General features: G+C 64.4%; 16 protein-coding genes. 6 read left to right on the forward strand and 10 right to left on the reverse strand.

Translation table 11 applies throughout. The features are described from left to right. The first annotated feature begins 18 nt into the window (after positions 1–18). Positions 19–1,800, forward strand: coding sequence for a hypothetical protein (locus tag AC1D1F_RS10125; RefSeq protein WP_477696162.1), 1,782 nt, complete (start codon positions 19–21; stop codon positions 1,798–1,800). After that, positions 1,797–3,161: an MATE family efflux transporter gene (locus AC1D1F_RS10130; protein ID WP_477696163.1), complete on the forward strand. Its 1,365-nt coding sequence runs from the start codon at positions 1,797–1,799 to the stop codon at positions 3,159–3,161. Before AC1D1F_RS10125 ends, AC1D1F_RS10130 begins: the two co-directional genes overlap by 4 nt. Here AC1D1F_RS10130 and phoR read toward each other — a convergent pair. The 7 genes from phoR to pstS all read right to left on the reverse strand — a co-directional run bounded on the left by phoR (position 3,149) and on the right by pstS (position 9,766). Further along, positions 3,149–4,522, reverse strand: a complete 1,374-nt coding sequence (gene phoR / locus AC1D1F_RS10135) for a phosphate regulon sensor histidine kinase PhoR (protein WP_477677134.1) — start codon at positions 4,520–4,522, stop codon at positions 3,149–3,151. The genes AC1D1F_RS10130 and phoR overlap by 13 nt on opposite strands. Continuing rightward, the gene (gene phoB, locus AC1D1F_RS10140) at positions 4,519–5,244 is read right to left on the reverse strand and encodes a phosphate regulon transcriptional regulator PhoB (protein WP_431096707.1); all 726 of its coding nucleotides are present in this window, start codon (positions 5,242–5,244) and stop codon (positions 4,519–4,521) included. The genes phoR and phoB overlap by 4 nt, the downstream gene beginning before the upstream one ends. Positions 5,245–5,251: 7 nt before the next feature. Beyond that, positions 5,252–5,953: a phosphate signaling complex protein PhoU gene (gene phoU / locus AC1D1F_RS10145; protein ID WP_411879881.1), complete on the reverse strand. Its 702-nt coding sequence runs from the start codon at positions 5,951–5,953 to the stop codon at positions 5,252–5,254. Between the two features lie 20 nt (positions 5,954–5,973). After that, positions 5,974–6,753 (reverse strand): phosphate ABC transporter ATP-binding protein PstB, encoded by a 780-nt coding sequence (gene pstB / locus AC1D1F_RS10150; protein WP_007871927.1) that lies wholly within the window; start codon positions 6,751–6,753, stop codon positions 5,974–5,976. Positions 6,754–6,780: 27 nt separating this feature from the next. Beyond that, a complete protein-coding gene (pstA, locus tag AC1D1F_RS10155) occupies positions 6,781–7,644 on the reverse strand; it encodes a phosphate ABC transporter permease PstA (RefSeq protein ID WP_477696164.1) in 864 nt (287 codons plus the stop codon). After that, complete coding sequence (gene pstC / locus AC1D1F_RS10160; RefSeq protein WP_477651549.1) at positions 7,641–8,606, reverse strand: phosphate ABC transporter permease subunit PstC; 966 nt, start codon at positions 8,604–8,606, stop codon at positions 7,641–7,643. Before pstC ends, pstA begins: the two co-directional genes overlap by 4 nt. Before the next feature lie 116 nt (positions 8,607–8,722). Continuing rightward, entirely contained in the window at positions 8,723–9,766 is a 1,044-nt protein-coding gene (gene pstS, locus AC1D1F_RS10165) for a phosphate ABC transporter substrate-binding protein PstS (RefSeq protein ID WP_477677131.1), read from the reverse strand. Positions 9,767–9,992: 226 nt separating this feature from the next. On the opposite strand from pstS, the gene AC1D1F_RS10170 reads away from it, so the two are divergent. The 4 genes from AC1D1F_RS10170 (at position 9,993) to AC1D1F_RS10185 (ending at position 13,896) form a co-directional block, all read left to right on the forward strand. Further along, positions 9,993–10,472, forward strand: coding sequence for a fasciclin domain-containing protein (locus AC1D1F_RS10170; protein WP_477677130.1), 480 nt, complete (start codon positions 9,993–9,995; stop codon positions 10,470–10,472). Positions 10,473–10,622: 150 nt separating this feature from the next. Then, a complete protein-coding gene (locus AC1D1F_RS10175; protein ID WP_477677129.1) occupies positions 10,623–11,765 on the forward strand; it encodes an ABC transporter substrate-binding protein in 1,143 nt (380 codons plus the stop codon). Positions 11,766–11,826: 61 nt separating this feature from the next. After that, positions 11,827–13,326 (forward strand): exopolyphosphatase, encoded by a 1,500-nt coding sequence (gene ppx / locus AC1D1F_RS10180; RefSeq protein WP_477696166.1) that lies wholly within the window; start codon positions 11,827–11,829, stop codon positions 13,324–13,326. 111 nt (positions 13,327–13,437) lie between these two features. Next, positions 13,438–13,896 (forward strand): hypothetical protein, encoded by a 459-nt coding sequence (locus tag AC1D1F_RS10185; RefSeq protein WP_477679196.1) that lies wholly within the window; start codon positions 13,438–13,440, stop codon positions 13,894–13,896. Between the two features lie 48 nt (positions 13,897–13,944). Here the strand turns inward: AC1D1F_RS10185 and AC1D1F_RS10190 are convergent, their stop codons facing one another. The 3 genes from AC1D1F_RS10190 to AC1D1F_RS10200 form a co-directional block, all read right to left on the reverse strand. Further along, the gene (locus tag AC1D1F_RS10190; protein WP_477679195.1) at positions 13,945–14,211 is read right to left on the reverse strand and encodes a hypothetical protein; all 267 of its coding nucleotides are present in this window, start codon (positions 14,209–14,211) and stop codon (positions 13,945–13,947) included. Positions 14,212–14,305: 94 nt separating this feature from the next. Further along, the gene (locus AC1D1F_RS10195) at positions 14,306–14,677 is read right to left on the reverse strand and encodes a hypothetical protein (protein WP_477696167.1); all 372 of its coding nucleotides are present in this window, start codon (positions 14,675–14,677) and stop codon (positions 14,306–14,308) included. 72 nt (positions 14,678–14,749) lie between these two features. Continuing rightward, positions 14,750–15,304, reverse strand: a complete 555-nt coding sequence (locus AC1D1F_RS10200; protein WP_477679193.1) for a hypothetical protein — start codon at positions 15,302–15,304, stop codon at positions 14,750–14,752. Between the last annotated feature and the right edge of the window lie 106 nt (positions 15,305–15,410).

Genomic DNA, 15,410 nt, shown 5'->3' on the forward strand with positions numbered 1-15,410 from the left:
CGCCGATCCCCAACCGTTTTGAACAAACCTTCCCCCGCCATCATTGCCCAGTCCGCCGTGCGCCGCCTGCCGCGGCTTGCGCTGCTGCTGTTCTGCGCGGCCTATGTGCTGCCGGGCTTTCTGGGGCGCGGGCCCTGGAAAAACGAAGACATCGCCGCCTTCGGCGTGATGCGCGAACTGGCCTCCACGGTGGCCAACTGGCTGCAGCCGCAGCTGCTGGGCCGGGCCACCGAATTTGACGCGCTGGCCCCCTACTGGCTGGGCGCGATCGCGATCAAATGGCTGCCTTTCCTGGACCCGGCCCTGGCAGTGCGGGTGCCGTTTGTGGGCCTGCTGGTGCTGACCTTGCTGGCCACCTGGTATGCCGTTTATTACCTGGCCCGCAGCCCGCTGGCCCAGCCGGTCGCTTTCGCCTTTGGCGGCGAGGCCGGCCCGGTGGACTACGCCCGGGCGATCGCCGACGCCGGCCTGCTGGCGTTGATTGCCAGCCTGGGCCTGGCACAGCTCTCCCACGAAACCACGCCGGCGCTGGCGCAACTGGGCTTCACGGCCCTGGCCTTCTACGCCATGGCGGCCAGCCCCTATCGCCGCGCCACCAAAATCTTCGGGCCGGCCTTCGGCCTGCTGGTCGGCTTGGCCGGGCTTACCCTGAGCGGTGCCCCCACGCTGGCCCTGCTGCTGGGCGCGGGCGGCGCGCTGGTCGAATGGATCCACATGCACTGGGGCACCGACCAGAAAGACCCTGCGGCCAAACAACAGTCCTGGCACTGGGTGCTGCTGATCACTGGTATCACGCTGGGTGTCTCGCTGCTGGCCTATGGACTGGACCTCTGGCGCTGGCGCATCCACCTGCCCGGCTCTGACGACGCCACCGCCTGGCGGGACTGGCGCAGCCTGGGGCGCCTGCTGCTGTGGTTCACCTGGCCGGCCTGGCCGCTGGCGATGTGGACGCTCTACCGCTGGCGCCGGCAGCTGGCCAGCCGCCATGTCGCCCTGCCGCTGTGGTTTGCCGCCATGGCTGTGGCCGCCACACTGACCACCACAGCCTCCGATCGCAGCCTGCTGCTGAGCCTGCCCCCGCTGGCAGCGCTGGCCGCCTTCGCACTGCCCACACTCAAGCGCAGCGTGGCTTCGCTGATCGACTGGTTCACGCTGCTGTTTTTCACCGGCTGCGGCATCATCATCTGGGTGGTCTGGATCGCCATGCAGACCGGCGTGCCGCGCCAGCCCGCCGCCAACGTGGCCAAACTCGCGCCCGGTTTCGAGCCCAGCTTTTCCTGGCTGGCCTTTCTTTTCGCGCTGGCCGCCACCCTGGCCTGGACCTGGCTCGTCAAATGGCGCGCCGGGGCACAACGCGCGGCCGTCTGGAAATCGCTGGTGCTGCCGGCCGGCGGCGCCACCCTGTGCTGGCTGCTGCTGATGACGCTCTGGATGCCGCTGCTCGACTATGCGCGCAGCTTCGCGCCCCTGTCGCGCCAGATCGCCAGCCTGGTGGACAAAAACGCCTGCGTCGAAATCTACGGCATCGGCAGCGCCCAGGCCGCCGCCCTGCAATACCACGGCAAGCTTGAGTTGCGCCAAGCCGGCGCGCAGGCCAGTTGCCCCTACCTGATCGTCGACGTCGAAGCCCAGCCCACACTCAGCAACACGGTCAACCTGCCCGACTGGGCTTTCCAGGCGACGGTGCGCCGGCCCACCGACAAGACCGAGAATGTGCTGCTCTACAAGCGGATCAGCCAGGACACCCCGGCCAAAACACCGCCCCCTTCCCGCCGCGCCAACGGCAAAGCCAGGCCTTGAGCGAACTCAAGGTCATCAGCCGGCACGCGGGCACGGTGCTGGTCGGGCAACTGGCCATCATGGCCTTCGGCGTGGCCGACACCGTGATCGCGGGCCGCTACAGCGACCAGGCGCTGGCCGCGCTGTCGGTGGGCTCGGCCCTCTATATCAGTGTGTATGTCGGGCTGATCGGTATCGTGCAGGCGCTGCTGCCCATCTGGTCCGAGATGCTGGGCGCGCGGCGCCATGAAGCCGTAGGTGCTTCCGTGCGGCAAAGCATGTACTTGTGCGGCTTCATCGTGGCAGCGGGCATGGCCGCGATGCTGTTTCCCGGCGCGCTGCTGCGCTGGGCCCAGGTGCCCGAGCTGATGCGCGATGAAGTCCAGCACTACCTGGCGGTGCTGGCTTTCGCGTTTGCGCCCTCACTGCTGTTTCGCATCTACAGCACCTTCAACCAGGCGCTGGGCAAGCCGCTGCTGGTCACCTGGCTGCAGGTCGGCGCCCTGCTGGTCAAGATCCCGCTGTCGATCTGGCTGGTGGCCGGCGGCGCCGGCGTGGAGCCCATGGGCGCCGTGGGCTGCGCCTGGGCCACGCTGATCGTGAACTACCTGCTGCTGGTGCTGGCCGTGCTGATGCTGCGCACACGGCCCCTGTATACGCCTTACCGCCTCTGGGAACGCATGGAGCGTCCCGACTGGTCGCAGATCGGCAATTTCGCGCGGCTGGGCATCCCGGGCGGGCTGGCCTACCTGGTCGAGGTGACCTCTTTCACGCTGATGGCCCTGTTCATCGCGCGGCTGGGCACGGTCGCATCGGCCAGCCACCAGATCGCGTCGAGTGTGGCGGCGGTGCTCTACATGATGCCGCTGTCGATGGCCATCGCCTGCAGCGCGCGCGTGTCCTTCTGGATAGGCGCGGGCCGCCCGGACTACGCCAAACGCGTGGTGCTGCTGGGCCTCAAGCTCACCGGGGTGGCGGCGCTCACGCTGGCGGCGTTTGTCTCCATGGCCGGGCCCCTGCTGGCGAGCTGGTACTCGGGCAGCCCCGAGATCGTCGCGCTGGCTTCGTCGTTGCTGGTGTGGGTGGCCTTCTACCATGTGGCTGACGCGACGCAGGCGCTGACCGCATTTTTGCTGCGCTGCTACCGCATCACCATCGTGCCGCTGGCGCTTTATGGCGTGCTGCTGTGGGGCCTGGGCTTGCTGGGCGGCTACCGCCTGGCCTATGAGGGCATCGCCGGCCATCCGGCCACGCAATCGGCGGCCAGCTTCTGGGCCGCCAGCACGGTAGCTATCGCGCTCGTGGCGGCCTGTTTCCTCGGTTTGCTGTGGCACGCCGTCAGGCGCAGCCTGCGGACGACGCCGGCGGCTCAGGCGGTCTGAACGGCCTGGGCCACCTGAACCCGGCGCACGCGCGCGGCCGGAAAGACGATGGAAAAGCACGAGCCTTGTCCCGGCTCACTTTCAATCTGCAATTCGGCGCCGTGGCGCTGCGCCACGTGCTTGACGATGGCCAGGCCCAGGCCGGTGCCGCCGGTCTCGCGTGAACGGCTGCGGTCTATGCGGTAAAAACGCTCCGTCAGGCGCGGCAGGTGTTCGGGTGCGATGCCGGGGCCGCTGTCCTTGACCTTGAATTCACCACGGCCGTCCTCCAGCAGCGTCCAGCTCACGCGCACTGTGCCGCCCTCGGGGGTGTAACGCACCGCATTGGTCACAAGGTTGGACATGGCGCTGTAAAGCTCGGTCTGCACGCCGGCGATTTCCGACGCCGGGCCGGTATCGAATTCCAGCCTGTGCCCTTGCGGCGCAATTACAGCCGACAAAGCCCTGGCCTCCTGCTCGCACTGGGCCAGCAGCGCGCCCAGCGTCATCCAGTCGGTGGCGCCCGGGAAAGGGCTGCCTTCCAGGCGAGACAAGGTCAGCAGATCGCTGACCAGCGTCTGCATGCGTTGCGACTGCTGCGACATCAGCGCCAGGTAGCGGGCGCGTTCGGGTTCCTTGAGCGGCAGGGTCTGCAGGGTTTCGATGAAGCCGGACAGCACCGTCAGCGGCGTACGGATCTCATGCGACACATTGGCCACGAAATCGCGGCGCATGGCTTCCGCCAACTCCACGGCCGTGATGTCGCGCGACAGCAGCAGCTTGCGGTCCTTGCCGTAGGAGTGCACATGGACCGACAGCTTCACCGGGCGCGCCGGCGTGCTGGCGCTGCCCGGAATCACCACGTCGTGCTTGAAGTTTCCCGCCGCCACGTAGGCCTTGAAGGCCGGGTCGCGCACCAGGTTGGCGATGTGCTGCAGCACGTCGCGCTGGGCGTCGAAGCCGAAATGCTGGCTGGCCATCTGGTTGCACCACTCGATGCGGCCCTGCGCATCGAGCAGCACTACGCCGCTGGGCGAGGCCTGCATGGCCGCCAGGAATTCGTCGAGGCGGGCCTGGCTTTCCTGGTATTGCTGGTCGCGGTTCTTGAGCAGCCGGCGGGTCCGGTCCGCGACCTCACCCCAGACGCCGGGCATGCTGGGGGCGCTGCCCGCCATCACGGCCGGGGTGTCGTTGTTCTGTTCGGTGCGCAGCCAGCGCAGCAGACGGTTGATGAAGAAGCTGTCGATCACCAGCCAGACCATGGCGCCCACCGCCAGGCCTATGCCCAGCCCGAAGCTCAGGCCATTGACGGTGCGCGCCCAAAAGCCCAAGCCACCGCCAACAATCATGCAGGCGGCAAAAACTATCCAGCGGTTGATCATGCGCTGGATTGTGCCGCAGCGACCGGGTTGTTGGCAGCCATCGCGGTCAGCCGGTAACCGGCGCCGCGCACGGTTTCCACCATGGTGCCCGCCGCGCCCAGGGCCTCGCGCAGGCGCTTGACGTGGACGTCGACGGTGCGTTCTTCAATGAAGACGTGGTCGCCCCAGACCTTGTCCAGCAGGGAGCTGCGGCTGTGCACGCGTTCGGCGTGCTTCATAAGGTAGTGCAGCAGCTTGAACTCCGTCGGGCCTAGCTTGAGCTCCTGGCCCAAGTAGGAAATGCGGTGCGTGGCTGCGTCCAGGACCAGCCCGCCCACCGTCACGCTGTCGTTCACCGACTCGGGCGCGCGGCGGCGCAGCACGGCGCGTATGCGCGCCAGCAGTTCCTGGGTGGAAAAGGGCTTGGTGATGTAGTCGTCGGCGCCGGCATCCAGCCCGGCCACCTTGTCGGGTTCGTCGCCGCGCGCCGTCAGCATCAGGATGGGAATGCTCTTGGTGCGCGCCTGCTTGCGCCAGTGGCGGGCCAGGGCCAGGCCGCTTTGCCCCGGCAGCATCCAGTCGAGCAGGATGGCGTCGGGCAGCACGGCGTCGAGTTCGCGCTGGGCCGACACGCTGTCTTCCGCCACCACGGGGTCGAAGCCGCCATGCCGCAGGTTGACGGCAATCAACTCGGCGATGGCCGGCTCGTCTTCAACGATCAGTATGCGTGGCAGGTGTTTCATTCCGGTTTTACTTTACGGCGGATTCGATCTGTTCCATAGGGGTATGCCGTACATCAGCCCCTTTGACGATGTAGATGATGAACTCCGCGATGTTCTTGGCATGGTCGCCCACGCGCTCAATGGCCTTGGCCACGAACAGCAGGTCCAGGCTCGGCGAGATGGTGCGGGGATCTTCCATCATGTAGGTGATGAGCTTGCGCACAAAACCGTCGAATTCCTGGTCGATCTGGTCGTCCTCTTTGAGGATGGAAACCGCCACCGCGGTGTCCAGCCGGGCAAAGGCGTCCAGCGCCTTGCGCAGCAGGCCGGAAGCCAGCTCCGCCGCGATGCGCAGGTCGGACGAAGGCAGGGCCCGGGCCGAGCCGCTTTCGATGATGGACTTGACCATGCGCGCGATCTTCTCGGCTTCGTCGCCGGCGCGCTCAAGGTTGGCCGTGGTCTTGGAAATCGCGATCAGCAGGCGCAGGTCGCGGGCCGTGGGCTGGCGCCGCGCGATGATGGACGACAGCTCGCGGTCGATGTCGATTTCCATCGCATTGACGCGCGATTCGGTTTCGATGACCTGGTTGGCGCTTTCGGCGCTGAACTGGGACAGCGCGTAGATGGCCAGGCGAATCTGCGACTCGACGAGGCCGCCGAGTTCCATGACGCGCGAGGAGACGCCGTTGAGTTCGCTGTCAAACTGCGTCGATAGGTGTTTATCAGGCATGTGTGCTCCCTAATCCGTATTCAGCCGAAACGGCCGGTGATGTAGTCTTCGGTTTCTTTACGTTTTGGCTTGAAGAACAGGTCTTCGGTGGCGCCGAATTCAACCAGGTCGCCCAGGTACATATAGGCCGTGTAATCGCTGCAGCGGGCGGCCTGCTGCATGTTGTGCGTCACGATGACCACGGTGTATTCGTTCTTCAACTCGGCGATCAGCTCTTCCACCTTGGCGGTCGAGATCGGGTCCAGCGCCGAGCAGGGCTCGTCCAGCAGCAGCACTTCAGGCTTGATGGCGATGCCGCGGGCAATGCACAGGCGCTGCTGCTGGCCGCCGGAGAGGCTGGAGCCGCTCTGGTTGAGCTTGTCCTTGACTTCGGTCCACAGCGCGGCCTTGCGCAGCGCCCATTCCACGCGCTCGTCCATGTCCGAGGCGTTCAGGCTTTCAAACAGCTTCACGCCAAAGGCGATGTTGTCGTAGATCGACATCGGGAACGGCGTCGGCTTCTGGAACACCATGCCGACCTTGGAGCGGATCAGCGCCACGTCTTTTTTGGACGTCAGCAGGTTCTCGCCGTCGAACATGATCTCGCCTTCGGCGCGCTGCTCGGGGTAAAGCTCATACATGCGGTTGAAGATGCGCAGCAGCGTGGACTTGCCGCAGCCCGAGGGGCCGATGAAGGCGGTGACCTTCTTTTCCGGGATTTCCAGGTTGATGCCCTTGAGGGCGTGGAACTTGCCGTAATAGAAGTCGAGGTTCTTGACCGAAATTTTCGATTGCTCGCGTTGTGCGGTGATGGTGTCCATCTTTGACCTTGTTGTGTTGTGTGGCTGTCAGTTTTTGGCGCGCGTCAGCACGCGCGCCAGGATGTTCAGGCCCAGCACGGCCATGGTGATCAGGAACACGCCCGCCCATGCCAGTTGCTGCCAGTTCTCATAAGGGCTCAGCGCGAACTTGAAGATCGTCACGGGCAGGCTGGCCATGGGCTGGTTCAGGTCCGAGGTCCAGAACTGGTTGTTCAGCGCCGTGAACAACAGCGGCGCCGTTTCACCGGCGATCCGGGCGACGGCCAGCAGGATGCCGGTCGTCACACCGGCGCGCGCCGCGCGCAGCGTGATGCTGGTGATGACCTTCCACTTGGGCGCGCCCAGGGCGTAAGCGGCTTCACGCAGGCCCGGCGGCACCAGTTGCAGCATGTTTTCCGTGGTGCGGATGACCACGGGAATCACGATCAGCGCGAGCGCCAGGACGCCGGCCCAGCCCGAATAGGACTTGAACTGCGACACCACGACGGTGTAGACGAACAGGCCGATCACGATGGACGGCGCGGACAGCAGGATGTCGTTGACGAAGCGCGTCACCGACGCCAGCATGCCCTTGGTGTTGTATTCGGCCAGGTAGATGCCGGCCATGATGCCGATAGGCGTGCCCACAAAAGTGGCCAGCAGCACCATCAGGAAGGATCCGTAAATCGCGTTGGCGATACCGCCCTCTTCATTGGGCGCCGGCGTCATCTGCGTCAGCGTGGCCAGCGAGAGGCCGCCCACGCCCAGGCGTATGGTCTCCCACAGAATCCATGCCAGCCAGAAGAGGCCGAAAGACATGGCTGCCAGCGAGAGGACCAGTGCGATCCGGTTGACCCGCTTGCGCCGGGCGAACTTTGCCAGGCGTGCGTCTTCTTGCATCACGGCGCTCATGTTTTAACCCCTTCACTCTTTCGCAGCTGGGCCAGCAGCAGCTTGGACAGCGACAGCACCACAAAGGTGATGAAGAACAGCACCAGGCCCAGGTAAATCAGCGCGGCCTGGTGCAGGCCCTCGCCCGCTTCGGCGAACTCGTTGGCCAGCGCCGAGGTGATGCTGTTGGCCGCCTGGAACAGGCTCAACGAATCGAGCTGGTTGAAATTGCCGATGACAAAGGTGACCGCCATGGTCTCGCCCAGTGCGCGTCCCAGTCCCAGCATGATGCCGCCGACCACACCGGCTTTGGTGTAGGGCAGCACGACTTTGGAGACGACTTCCCAGGTGGTGGAACCCAGGCCGTAGGCCGATTCCTTGAGCAGCACCGGCGTGACCTCGAACACATCCCGCATCACCGAGGCGATGAAGGGAATGATCATGATGGCCAGGATGATGCCGGCCGACAAAATACCTATGCCTACCGGAGGGCCGGACACCAGCGCGCCCAGGTAGGGAATACCGGTCAACAGACTTTGCAACGGCTGCTGCACGTAGGTGGCCAGGATGGGGCCGAACACCAGCAAGCCCCACATGCCATAGACGATGGACGGCACGGCGGCGAGCAGTTCGATGGCGGTGCCCAGCGGCCTTTTGAGCCATGCGGGCGACAGCTCCGTCAGGAACAGCGCGATGCCGAAGCTCACCGGCACCGCGATGAGCAGTGCGATCAGCGAGGTCGCGAGGGTGCCGTAAATCATGACCAGGCCGCCGTACTCGCCCTTGACGGGGTCCCAGACGCTGCTGGTCAGGAAGCCGAGGCCGTATTTGCTGATCGCGGGCCAGGCCCCGATCACCAGCGACACCAGGATGCCGGCCAGCAGGGCCAGCGTCAGCCAGGCCGCGCCTTGCGCGGCCCAGCCGAACAGCCGGTCCGCCAGGGGACTTCTGCGCACGGCATTGCCGGGGGGAGGATTGGTCATGTCGCGTCCGGTCGCTTTGGCCGGGTGGTCAAAAGCGGCCCGGCTAGCCGGAAGTGTAGAGGACACGTGAGAAACCCCTGTGTTTTGTAAAGACTGCGGAAATCAGCTGGCCGTGCTTATTTATAGGCAACCGTCTTGCCGGATGCATCCTTGATGTCGCCCCAGGCTTTTTCGATGATGGTCTTCACTGCCGCGGGCATGGGCACGTAGTCCAGGTCGTCGGCGGTCTTGTCGCCGTTTTTGTAGGCCCACTCAAAGAACTTGAGCGAAGCGGCGGCCTGGGCGGGCTTGTCCTGGACTTTTTGCATCAGGATGAAGGTAGCGCCGGTGATGGGCCACGAATCCTTGCCGGGCTGCTCGGTCAGGATCTGGTAGAAGCTCTTGGACCACTCGGCACCGGCCGCGGCGGCCTTGAAAGCGCCGTCTTCAGGCGACACGAAGTTGCCGGCCGCGTTCTTCAGTTGGGCAAAGGTCATCTTGTTTTGCTTGACGTAGGCGTATTCCACGTAGCCGATCGAGTTGGGCAGGCGGCCGACGAATGCCGCCACGCCTTCATTGCCCTTGCCGCCCGCGCCCACAGGCCAGTTCACTGCAGTGCCCTCGCCCACTTTGGACTTCCACTCGGCGTTGACCTTGCTCAGGTAGTTCGTGAAGATGAAGCTGGTGCCGGAACCATCGGCGCGGCGAACCGGTGCGATGGCCGCGTCAGGCAGGGGCAGCGTGGGGTTCAGCGCCTTGATGGCCGGGTCGGTCCACTTGGTGATCTTGCCGAGGTAGATGTCGCCCAGCACCTGGCCACTCAGCTTGAGCTGGCCGGGGGTGATGCCCTTGATGTTCACCACAGGGATCACGCCGCCGATCACGGTGGGGAACTGCATCAGGCCTTTTTTGGCCAGTTCTTCGTCTTTCAGGGGGGCGTCGGATGCGCCGAAATCGACGGTCTTGGCTTCAATCTGGCGCAAACCGGCACCGGAACCCACCGACTGGTAGTTGATCTTGACGCTGGTGGCTTTGTTGTAATCAGCGGCCCACTTGGAATACAGGGGGGCCGGGAAGCTGGCGCCGGCGCCGGTCACGTCCTGGGCGCTGGCCAGGTTCGCAAAAGAGGCGAAGGCAAGGCCCATCGCGGCCGTCAGGGAAGCTTTGAAAGTCAGGTTCATCAGAACACCTCTGGGTTGGAAATAGTTGGGATTGCTTGGGACTGCTAAGGAGATGCGTCGACTGTAGGAAGCTTGTGTGACAAGCTTGTGACAAATATGACAGCCTCCCAGGGGGCATCCGCCCCTGGGGAGCGTCACAAAAGCTTCAAATTTCCGTCACGAATCTGTCACCGGGTGCTCCTACGCTTGGCCTCGTCTTTATCAGGATTAATCAGGAGAACTTCCCATGCTGAACCGCCGCTTTCTGGTCCTCACCGCCGCAGTCGCCGCCCTCGCCGGCTGCGCCACCCAATCCACCCCGGTCTCTGTGGCCGACACCATTGCCTCCCAGTCCCAGCTGAGCACGCTCAACGGCCTGGTGGCCAAGGCCGGGCTGACCGACACCCTCAAAGGAACCGGCCCTTACACCGTGTTCGCCCCCACCAACGAGGCTTTCGCCAAAGTGCCCGCCAAGACCATGGACGAGCTGGCCAGGGACCCGGCCAAACTCAAGGCCGTCCTGACCTACCACCTGATTCCCGGCAAGCTCATGGCCGCCGACGTCAAGAACGGCAACAGCAAGACCGTCAACGGCGCCAATGTGGCGCTCTCCAAGGCCGGTGAGTTCGTCACCGTCGAGGACGCCATGGTCCAGACCGCCGACATTTCCGCCACCAACGGCGTGGTGCACGTGGTGGACGCCGTCCTGGTCCCGCCCGCACGCTGATACCGATACCTCCGCAAGGCCGCGCGCCTTGCTTCCCTTTACTTCAGTTCGCTTCAGGCCCCTGGTTTTCCCCGAAAGCAGGGGCCTTGACAGTTTCACCCCTGCCCCATCCCGACACCTGACGGCGGACACACCGCCAGGAGCCCCGCCATGTCCCTGCCCCAACCTCTCTCCAACCGCCGCCGCCTGCTGCAACATGCCGGCCTGCTGGCGGCCGGTGTTGCCGCGCCCGCGTGGGCACAACCCAGCAAATCCGCCTCGCGCAGCCTCGTCGTGGCGCAGGTCGTGGACTTTTCGCAAGCGCAACAAGACGTTTCCAAGGATTTTTTGATCGGCTCGCGCGCCGCCTGGCAGGACATCAATGCCAAAGGCGGCATTCGCGGACGCCGCGTCGAGCACCAGACGCTGGAAACCGACGGCACGCCGGCCAGCCTCAAGACGGCCCTGGACTCGGTCCGGGACAACCCCGCCTGCGTGGCCCTTTCCGGCAGTGTCGGCGACCTCATGGCCAGCCAGATCGTCGACCTTTCCCACAAGGGCGGCCTGCCCATGGCCCACGTGGCGCCCTGGCTGCAGAACTCCAGCCTCGAGATCGACGACAAGACCTTCCCGATTTTTGCGGCACGCCAGGAACAGATGGCCTACGCGCTCAAAAGCCTCTCGACCATGGGCCTGAAGGAACTGGGCGCGATTTACGCCACGGCCCGGGACTACAGCGCCTACCACGCCGACGTCGAGCGCATCACCGCGGCCCTGACGCTCAAGCTGCAGTCCTTCAAGGGCTCCGACGACCTGCGCGCGCTGGGGCAGAAGCTCACGCCCCGCACGCCCGCCGTGCTGCTCTTTGTCGGCGGGACGCCCGAACTGGCCGAATTCACCCAGGGCCTCGAAAAGCAGTCCCGTCAGCGCTACATCGTGGCCCTGGCCGACGTCAACCTGCAGACCATGCTGCAGATGGGCGCGGCGCGCAACACCCCGGTGATCGCCACCCAGCCCGTGCCCCTGGTCAACGCCAGCCTGCCGATTGTCAGGAGCTACCGCGAAACGCTGGCGCGCCTGTTTGACGAGCCGCCCGCGCCGCTGAGCCTGGCCGGTTTCATCGCCGCGCGCTACACCTATGAAGTGCTCAACGAAGTGGACGGCGCATTGAACCGCCAGAACGTCCTGGGCGCTTTCCAGCGCCGCGCCGCCATGAACATGGGCGGCTTCAGCGTGAGCTTCAGCCCCCAGCGCCGCAGCAGCACCTACGTCACCCAGAGCATGATGACGGTCGACGGCCGCCTGATCGGCTAGGCGGCCCGAAATGCTCATGCGGGTCCTGCGCGAACACCATGCCGAGACCTTAAACTCAGGCATGCAAAATGGAACGCTGCTCGCGGCTGTGGACCTGGGGTCCAACAGCTTTCGCCTCGAAATCGGCCGCTTTGACCACGGCCGCATACACCGCACCGAATACCTCAAGGAAACCGTCCGCCAGGGCAACGGGCTGGACGCCGACCGCAACCTGACCCCGGACGCCATGCAGCGCGGCTGGGACTGCCTGGCGCGCTTCGGGGAACGCCTGGCGGGCTTCAAGAAACACCAGGTCCGCGCGGTCGCCACCCAGACCTTGCGCGAGGCGCGCAATCGCGAGGAATTCCTCGCGCGCGCCCACAAGATCCTCGGCTTCCCCATCGACGTCATCCCCGGCCGCGAAGAGGCCCGGCTGATCTACCAGGGCGTGGCGCACCTGTTGCCGCAATCCGACGAACGCCGGCTGGTGGTGGACATAGGCGGGCGCTCCACCGAAATGATCCTCGGCAAGGGCCTGGAAGCCCGCACCATGGAGTCTTATCGCGTCGGCAGCGTGGCGTGGTCGATGAAGTATTTCCCCGAAGGCCAATTCACCCCGCGTGCCTTCACGACCGCCGAGGTGGCCGCCAAGGCGGTGCTCGACGAAGCCGTCAATGCCTACCGCGCCGGCGCCTGGGACGCGGCCTATGGGTCGTCCGGTACCATAGGCGCGGTCAGCGACGTGCTGACGGCCGCGGGCTGGCCCGCGGGCCTCGTCACGCGCGACGGCCTGGACTGGCTGCTGGACCGCCTGCTCAAGGCGCAAAGCGCGGATCGCCTGAAGCTGGACGGCATGAAGGACGACAGGCGCGCCGTCATAGGCGGCGGCGTCAGCGTGCTGCGCGCCGTGTTCGACCTGCTCGGTATTTCGCAGATGGAAGCCGCCCAAGGCGCCCTGCGCCACGGCGTGCTTTACGACCTCGTGGACCGCGAACACGACCTGACGGACCTGCGCTCCACCACGGTGCAGCGCCTGGCCAGCAAATTCAGCGCCGATGCCGTGCAGGCCCAGCGCGTCAGCAAGGTCGCGCGGCACTTGTTCGTGATGGCCGGCGCCGGCCTGCCTGCCGCCGATTCCGCGCGCTTCCAGCGCAAGCTCGAGTGGGCCGCGCAACTGCATGAAATCGGCAGCCAGATCTCCCACAGCGACTACCACAAGCACGGCGCCTACATCCTGGACAATGCCGACGCGCCGGGTTTTGCCCTGCCCGAACTGCACCGCATCAGCCTGCTGGTGCTGGGCCACCGCGGCAAGCTGCGCAAGCTCGAGGTCAACTTCGAAGACCGCGTGTTCATCCAGCAGCTGCTGTGCCTGCGCCTGGCCGTCATCCTGTGCCACGCCCGCCGAGACCCTGACCTCAAGGGCCTGCAGCTCGAGTGCGGCGCCGAGCCCGGCCGCATCTTTGTGCTGAACTGCCGCGCCGGCTGGGCGCAGGCCTTTCCGCAATCGGCCCACCTGCTACAAGAAGAAGTGCTGGCCTGGCAGAAGACGCCGTGGACGCTAGTCGTGCCCGGCCCCTGAGCCCTGCCCTTCGCTGCCGCCTGGCCGCGGCTTGACCGCTTTTGATCAAACCGTATAAACTGTATATACGGTTTATTCGACCGCTCACTCAACAGGAAAAAGGATCAATCCATGGCAACCCGCAAAAAAGCAACTGCGAAACCCGCTGCACCGGCTCCAGCAACCCCCAAGGCTCCCGTGAAAACCGCGGCCAAGCCAGCCCCGAAAAAGGCATCCCCCGCCAAGGCCCCGGCCGGCAAAGGCGCGGTCAAGAAAGCCCTGGTGAAAAAAGCCGGCGCTAAAAAGCCAGCCGCCAAGCCGCAGGCAAGCGCCAAGCCCGTGAAGGCCGCGAAACCCGAGAAAACCAAAAAGCCCAAACTGGTGCGCGACAGCTTCACCATTCCCAAGGCCGAATATGTGGTGCTCGACGAGCTCAAGCAGCGCGCCGCCAGGCTGACCCGCCCCGCGAAGAAAAGCGAACTGCTGCGCGCCGGCATCAAACTGCTGGCCGGTATCTCCGACGCAGCTTTCCTGACCGCGCTGGAGCAGGTTCCCGCGATCAAGACCGGTCGGCCTACGCTCGGTTCTTAAGCAGCAACGCAAAGGCAACTTCCAGCGCTCGCAAGAGTGCTGGATTGCTCACTGGGCCGCCTTGCGCTGGGCTTTGAGCGCCAGGTAGATGCTCGTCCCCATCACCAAGACAAACAAGGCGAGTGCCATCGCCTCCACGGGGGTCGCCGTCCCGTCAAATACCATGCCCACCCACCGCGGCGGGTATAGAGGAAAGAACGCGAGCGCAACCAGCACCGGGAAATGCGCGTGCGGCGGCTGCAACACCAGCGAGAAAGCGGCAGCAAGCAAGCTCGCCAGCAAATACCCGATGATGATAAAAAGTGCAGCTTTCATGGTGTTCCAGGGTTCAAGATGAGAGGCGCGACAAAGCCGTGATTCAATCCCAGGCCGAATTGCCGGTGTTGAACGATTTTTGCAGGCACAGCGTTCAAAGCTTGGGGTCTGGAAATGGCAGCTTGTCCTGCGAGCTGCTCGGCTGGGCTACCCATTTGCCACTACGGCGATAAAAATCGGCTTGGGTTTCCGAACTTCCCGCACCTATCTTCAAGGCCACCGTGCAAGCGACTTGCCCTGGGTATTTGGCCTCAACAGCCGGGATGCAGGTGCCCAGCTTGGCTTCGGCATTTTTGTACTCTTTCATATCCAGCATCTCAAGGAGCGCCTGGGTGGCCTCTTTTGTGTCGGGCAAAGCGGGTGTGCCGGCTTGCGCTGCGGGCGGAATGACGGCAGCAGGTTGCGACGATGTTTCGCTGCAGGCGGAGCAAAGAAGCAGTGTGGACAGGATGATGGTGTAACGCATGACGAATTTTTTCTTGTTATGCCTGACCTGGCGTATGCCGCAAATCCTGCGGCATATCCTGGCGATTGGATCTCAGCTCATCTTCAAGCATTGATGCTCGGCAAGTTCATCAATAGTTCGTTCTTCAATCTTGCGCGACTTGCCCATGCCGAGCTTTGTTCCAGTCGAATTCACAACACAATCAACTTTCCACGCGTTGTCCTCGAGCCGCATCAGGTAGCCAAAGAAGTCGACCATTTCTTCGCCATTGGACTTCCAGCGCTTTTGATAGAAGATCCGCCCGACGTTTGCCCGCCCTTCGGCCCTCACAAAATCAAAGCCGTCCAGGCTCGTCGAGTACTTTGATACCCGCTGCAACGCGGCGCCGGCCTCGCTCTCGGGAGTCCCGGCTTTGCGCAGATTCCCAAGGGTCTCGTTCACAGCGGCCTTTGACCTGAACTTTCGATAGGACGCGAGGTTTCCAGCCCGTTCCGCTTCGAGCATGCCTTTGTAGGCGACCTCGGCTTGAACCACGAACTGGTTTGACTTTTGGGCAGTATTTGCAGCGGCCGCGGGCTGGCCAGACGCATTGCCCAGTGCACAGGCAAGGACTGCGAGCGTCAGAACCTGTCGAATATTGTTTTTCATGTAACTCCGCCTATAAAGGCCTAAGGGTGAAAGGAGCCGGTTGCCGGTGGATGGGTCGCTCCACGTCGCAAGAAATTGAAGCAGGGCTAGTGCACTAAATGTACAA

It is taken from the genome of Polaromonas sp. P1_H6, from assembly GCF_056405195.1.

Excerpts from the sequence above, each read along its gene's own strand:
- phoR (WP_477677134.1), bottom strand. The coding sequence starts at position 4,522 with ATGATCAACCGCTGGATAGTTTTTGCCGCCTGCATGATTGTTGGCGGT.
- phoB (WP_431096707.1), bottom strand. The coding sequence starts at position 5,244 with ATGAAACACCTGCCACGCATACTGATCGTTGAAGACGAGCCGGCCATC.
- phoU (WP_411879881.1), bottom strand. The coding sequence starts at position 5,953 with ATGCCTGATAAACACCTATCGACGCAGTTTGACAGCGAACTCAACGGC.
- pstB (WP_007871927.1), bottom strand. The coding sequence starts at position 6,753 with ATGGACACCATCACCGCACAACGCGAGCAATCGAAAATTTCGGTCAAG.
- pstA (WP_477696164.1), bottom strand. The coding sequence starts at position 7,644 with ATGAGCGCCGTGATGCAAGAAGACGCACGCCTGGCAAAGTTCGCCCGG.
- pstC (WP_477651549.1), bottom strand. The coding sequence starts at position 8,606 with ATGACCAATCCTCCCCCCGGCAATGCCGTGCGCAGAAGTCCCCTGGCG.
- pstS (WP_477677131.1), bottom strand. The coding sequence starts at position 9,766 with ATGAACCTGACTTTCAAAGCTTCCCTGACGGCCGCGATGGGCCTTGCC.
- AC1D1F_RS10170 (WP_477677130.1), top strand. The coding sequence starts at position 9,993 with ATGCTGAACCGCCGCTTTCTGGTCCTCACCGCCGCAGTCGCCGCCCTC.
- AC1D1F_RS10175 (WP_477677129.1), top strand. The coding sequence starts at position 10,623 with ATGTCCCTGCCCCAACCTCTCTCCAACCGCCGCCGCCTGCTGCAACAT.
- ppx (WP_477696166.1), top strand. The coding sequence starts at position 11,827 with ATGCAAAATGGAACGCTGCTCGCGGCTGTGGACCTGGGGTCCAACAGC.
- AC1D1F_RS10185 (WP_477679196.1), top strand. The coding sequence starts at position 13,438 with ATGGCAACCCGCAAAAAAGCAACTGCGAAACCCGCTGCACCGGCTCCA.
- AC1D1F_RS10190 (WP_477679195.1), bottom strand. The coding sequence starts at position 14,211 with ATGAAAGCTGCACTTTTTATCATCATCGGGTATTTGCTGGCGAGCTTG.
- AC1D1F_RS10195 (WP_477696167.1), bottom strand. The coding sequence starts at position 14,677 with ATGCGTTACACCATCATCCTGTCCACACTGCTTCTTTGCTCCGCCTGC.
- AC1D1F_RS10200 (WP_477679193.1), bottom strand. The coding sequence starts at position 15,304 with ATGAAAAACAATATTCGACAGGTTCTGACGCTCGCAGTCCTTGCCTGT.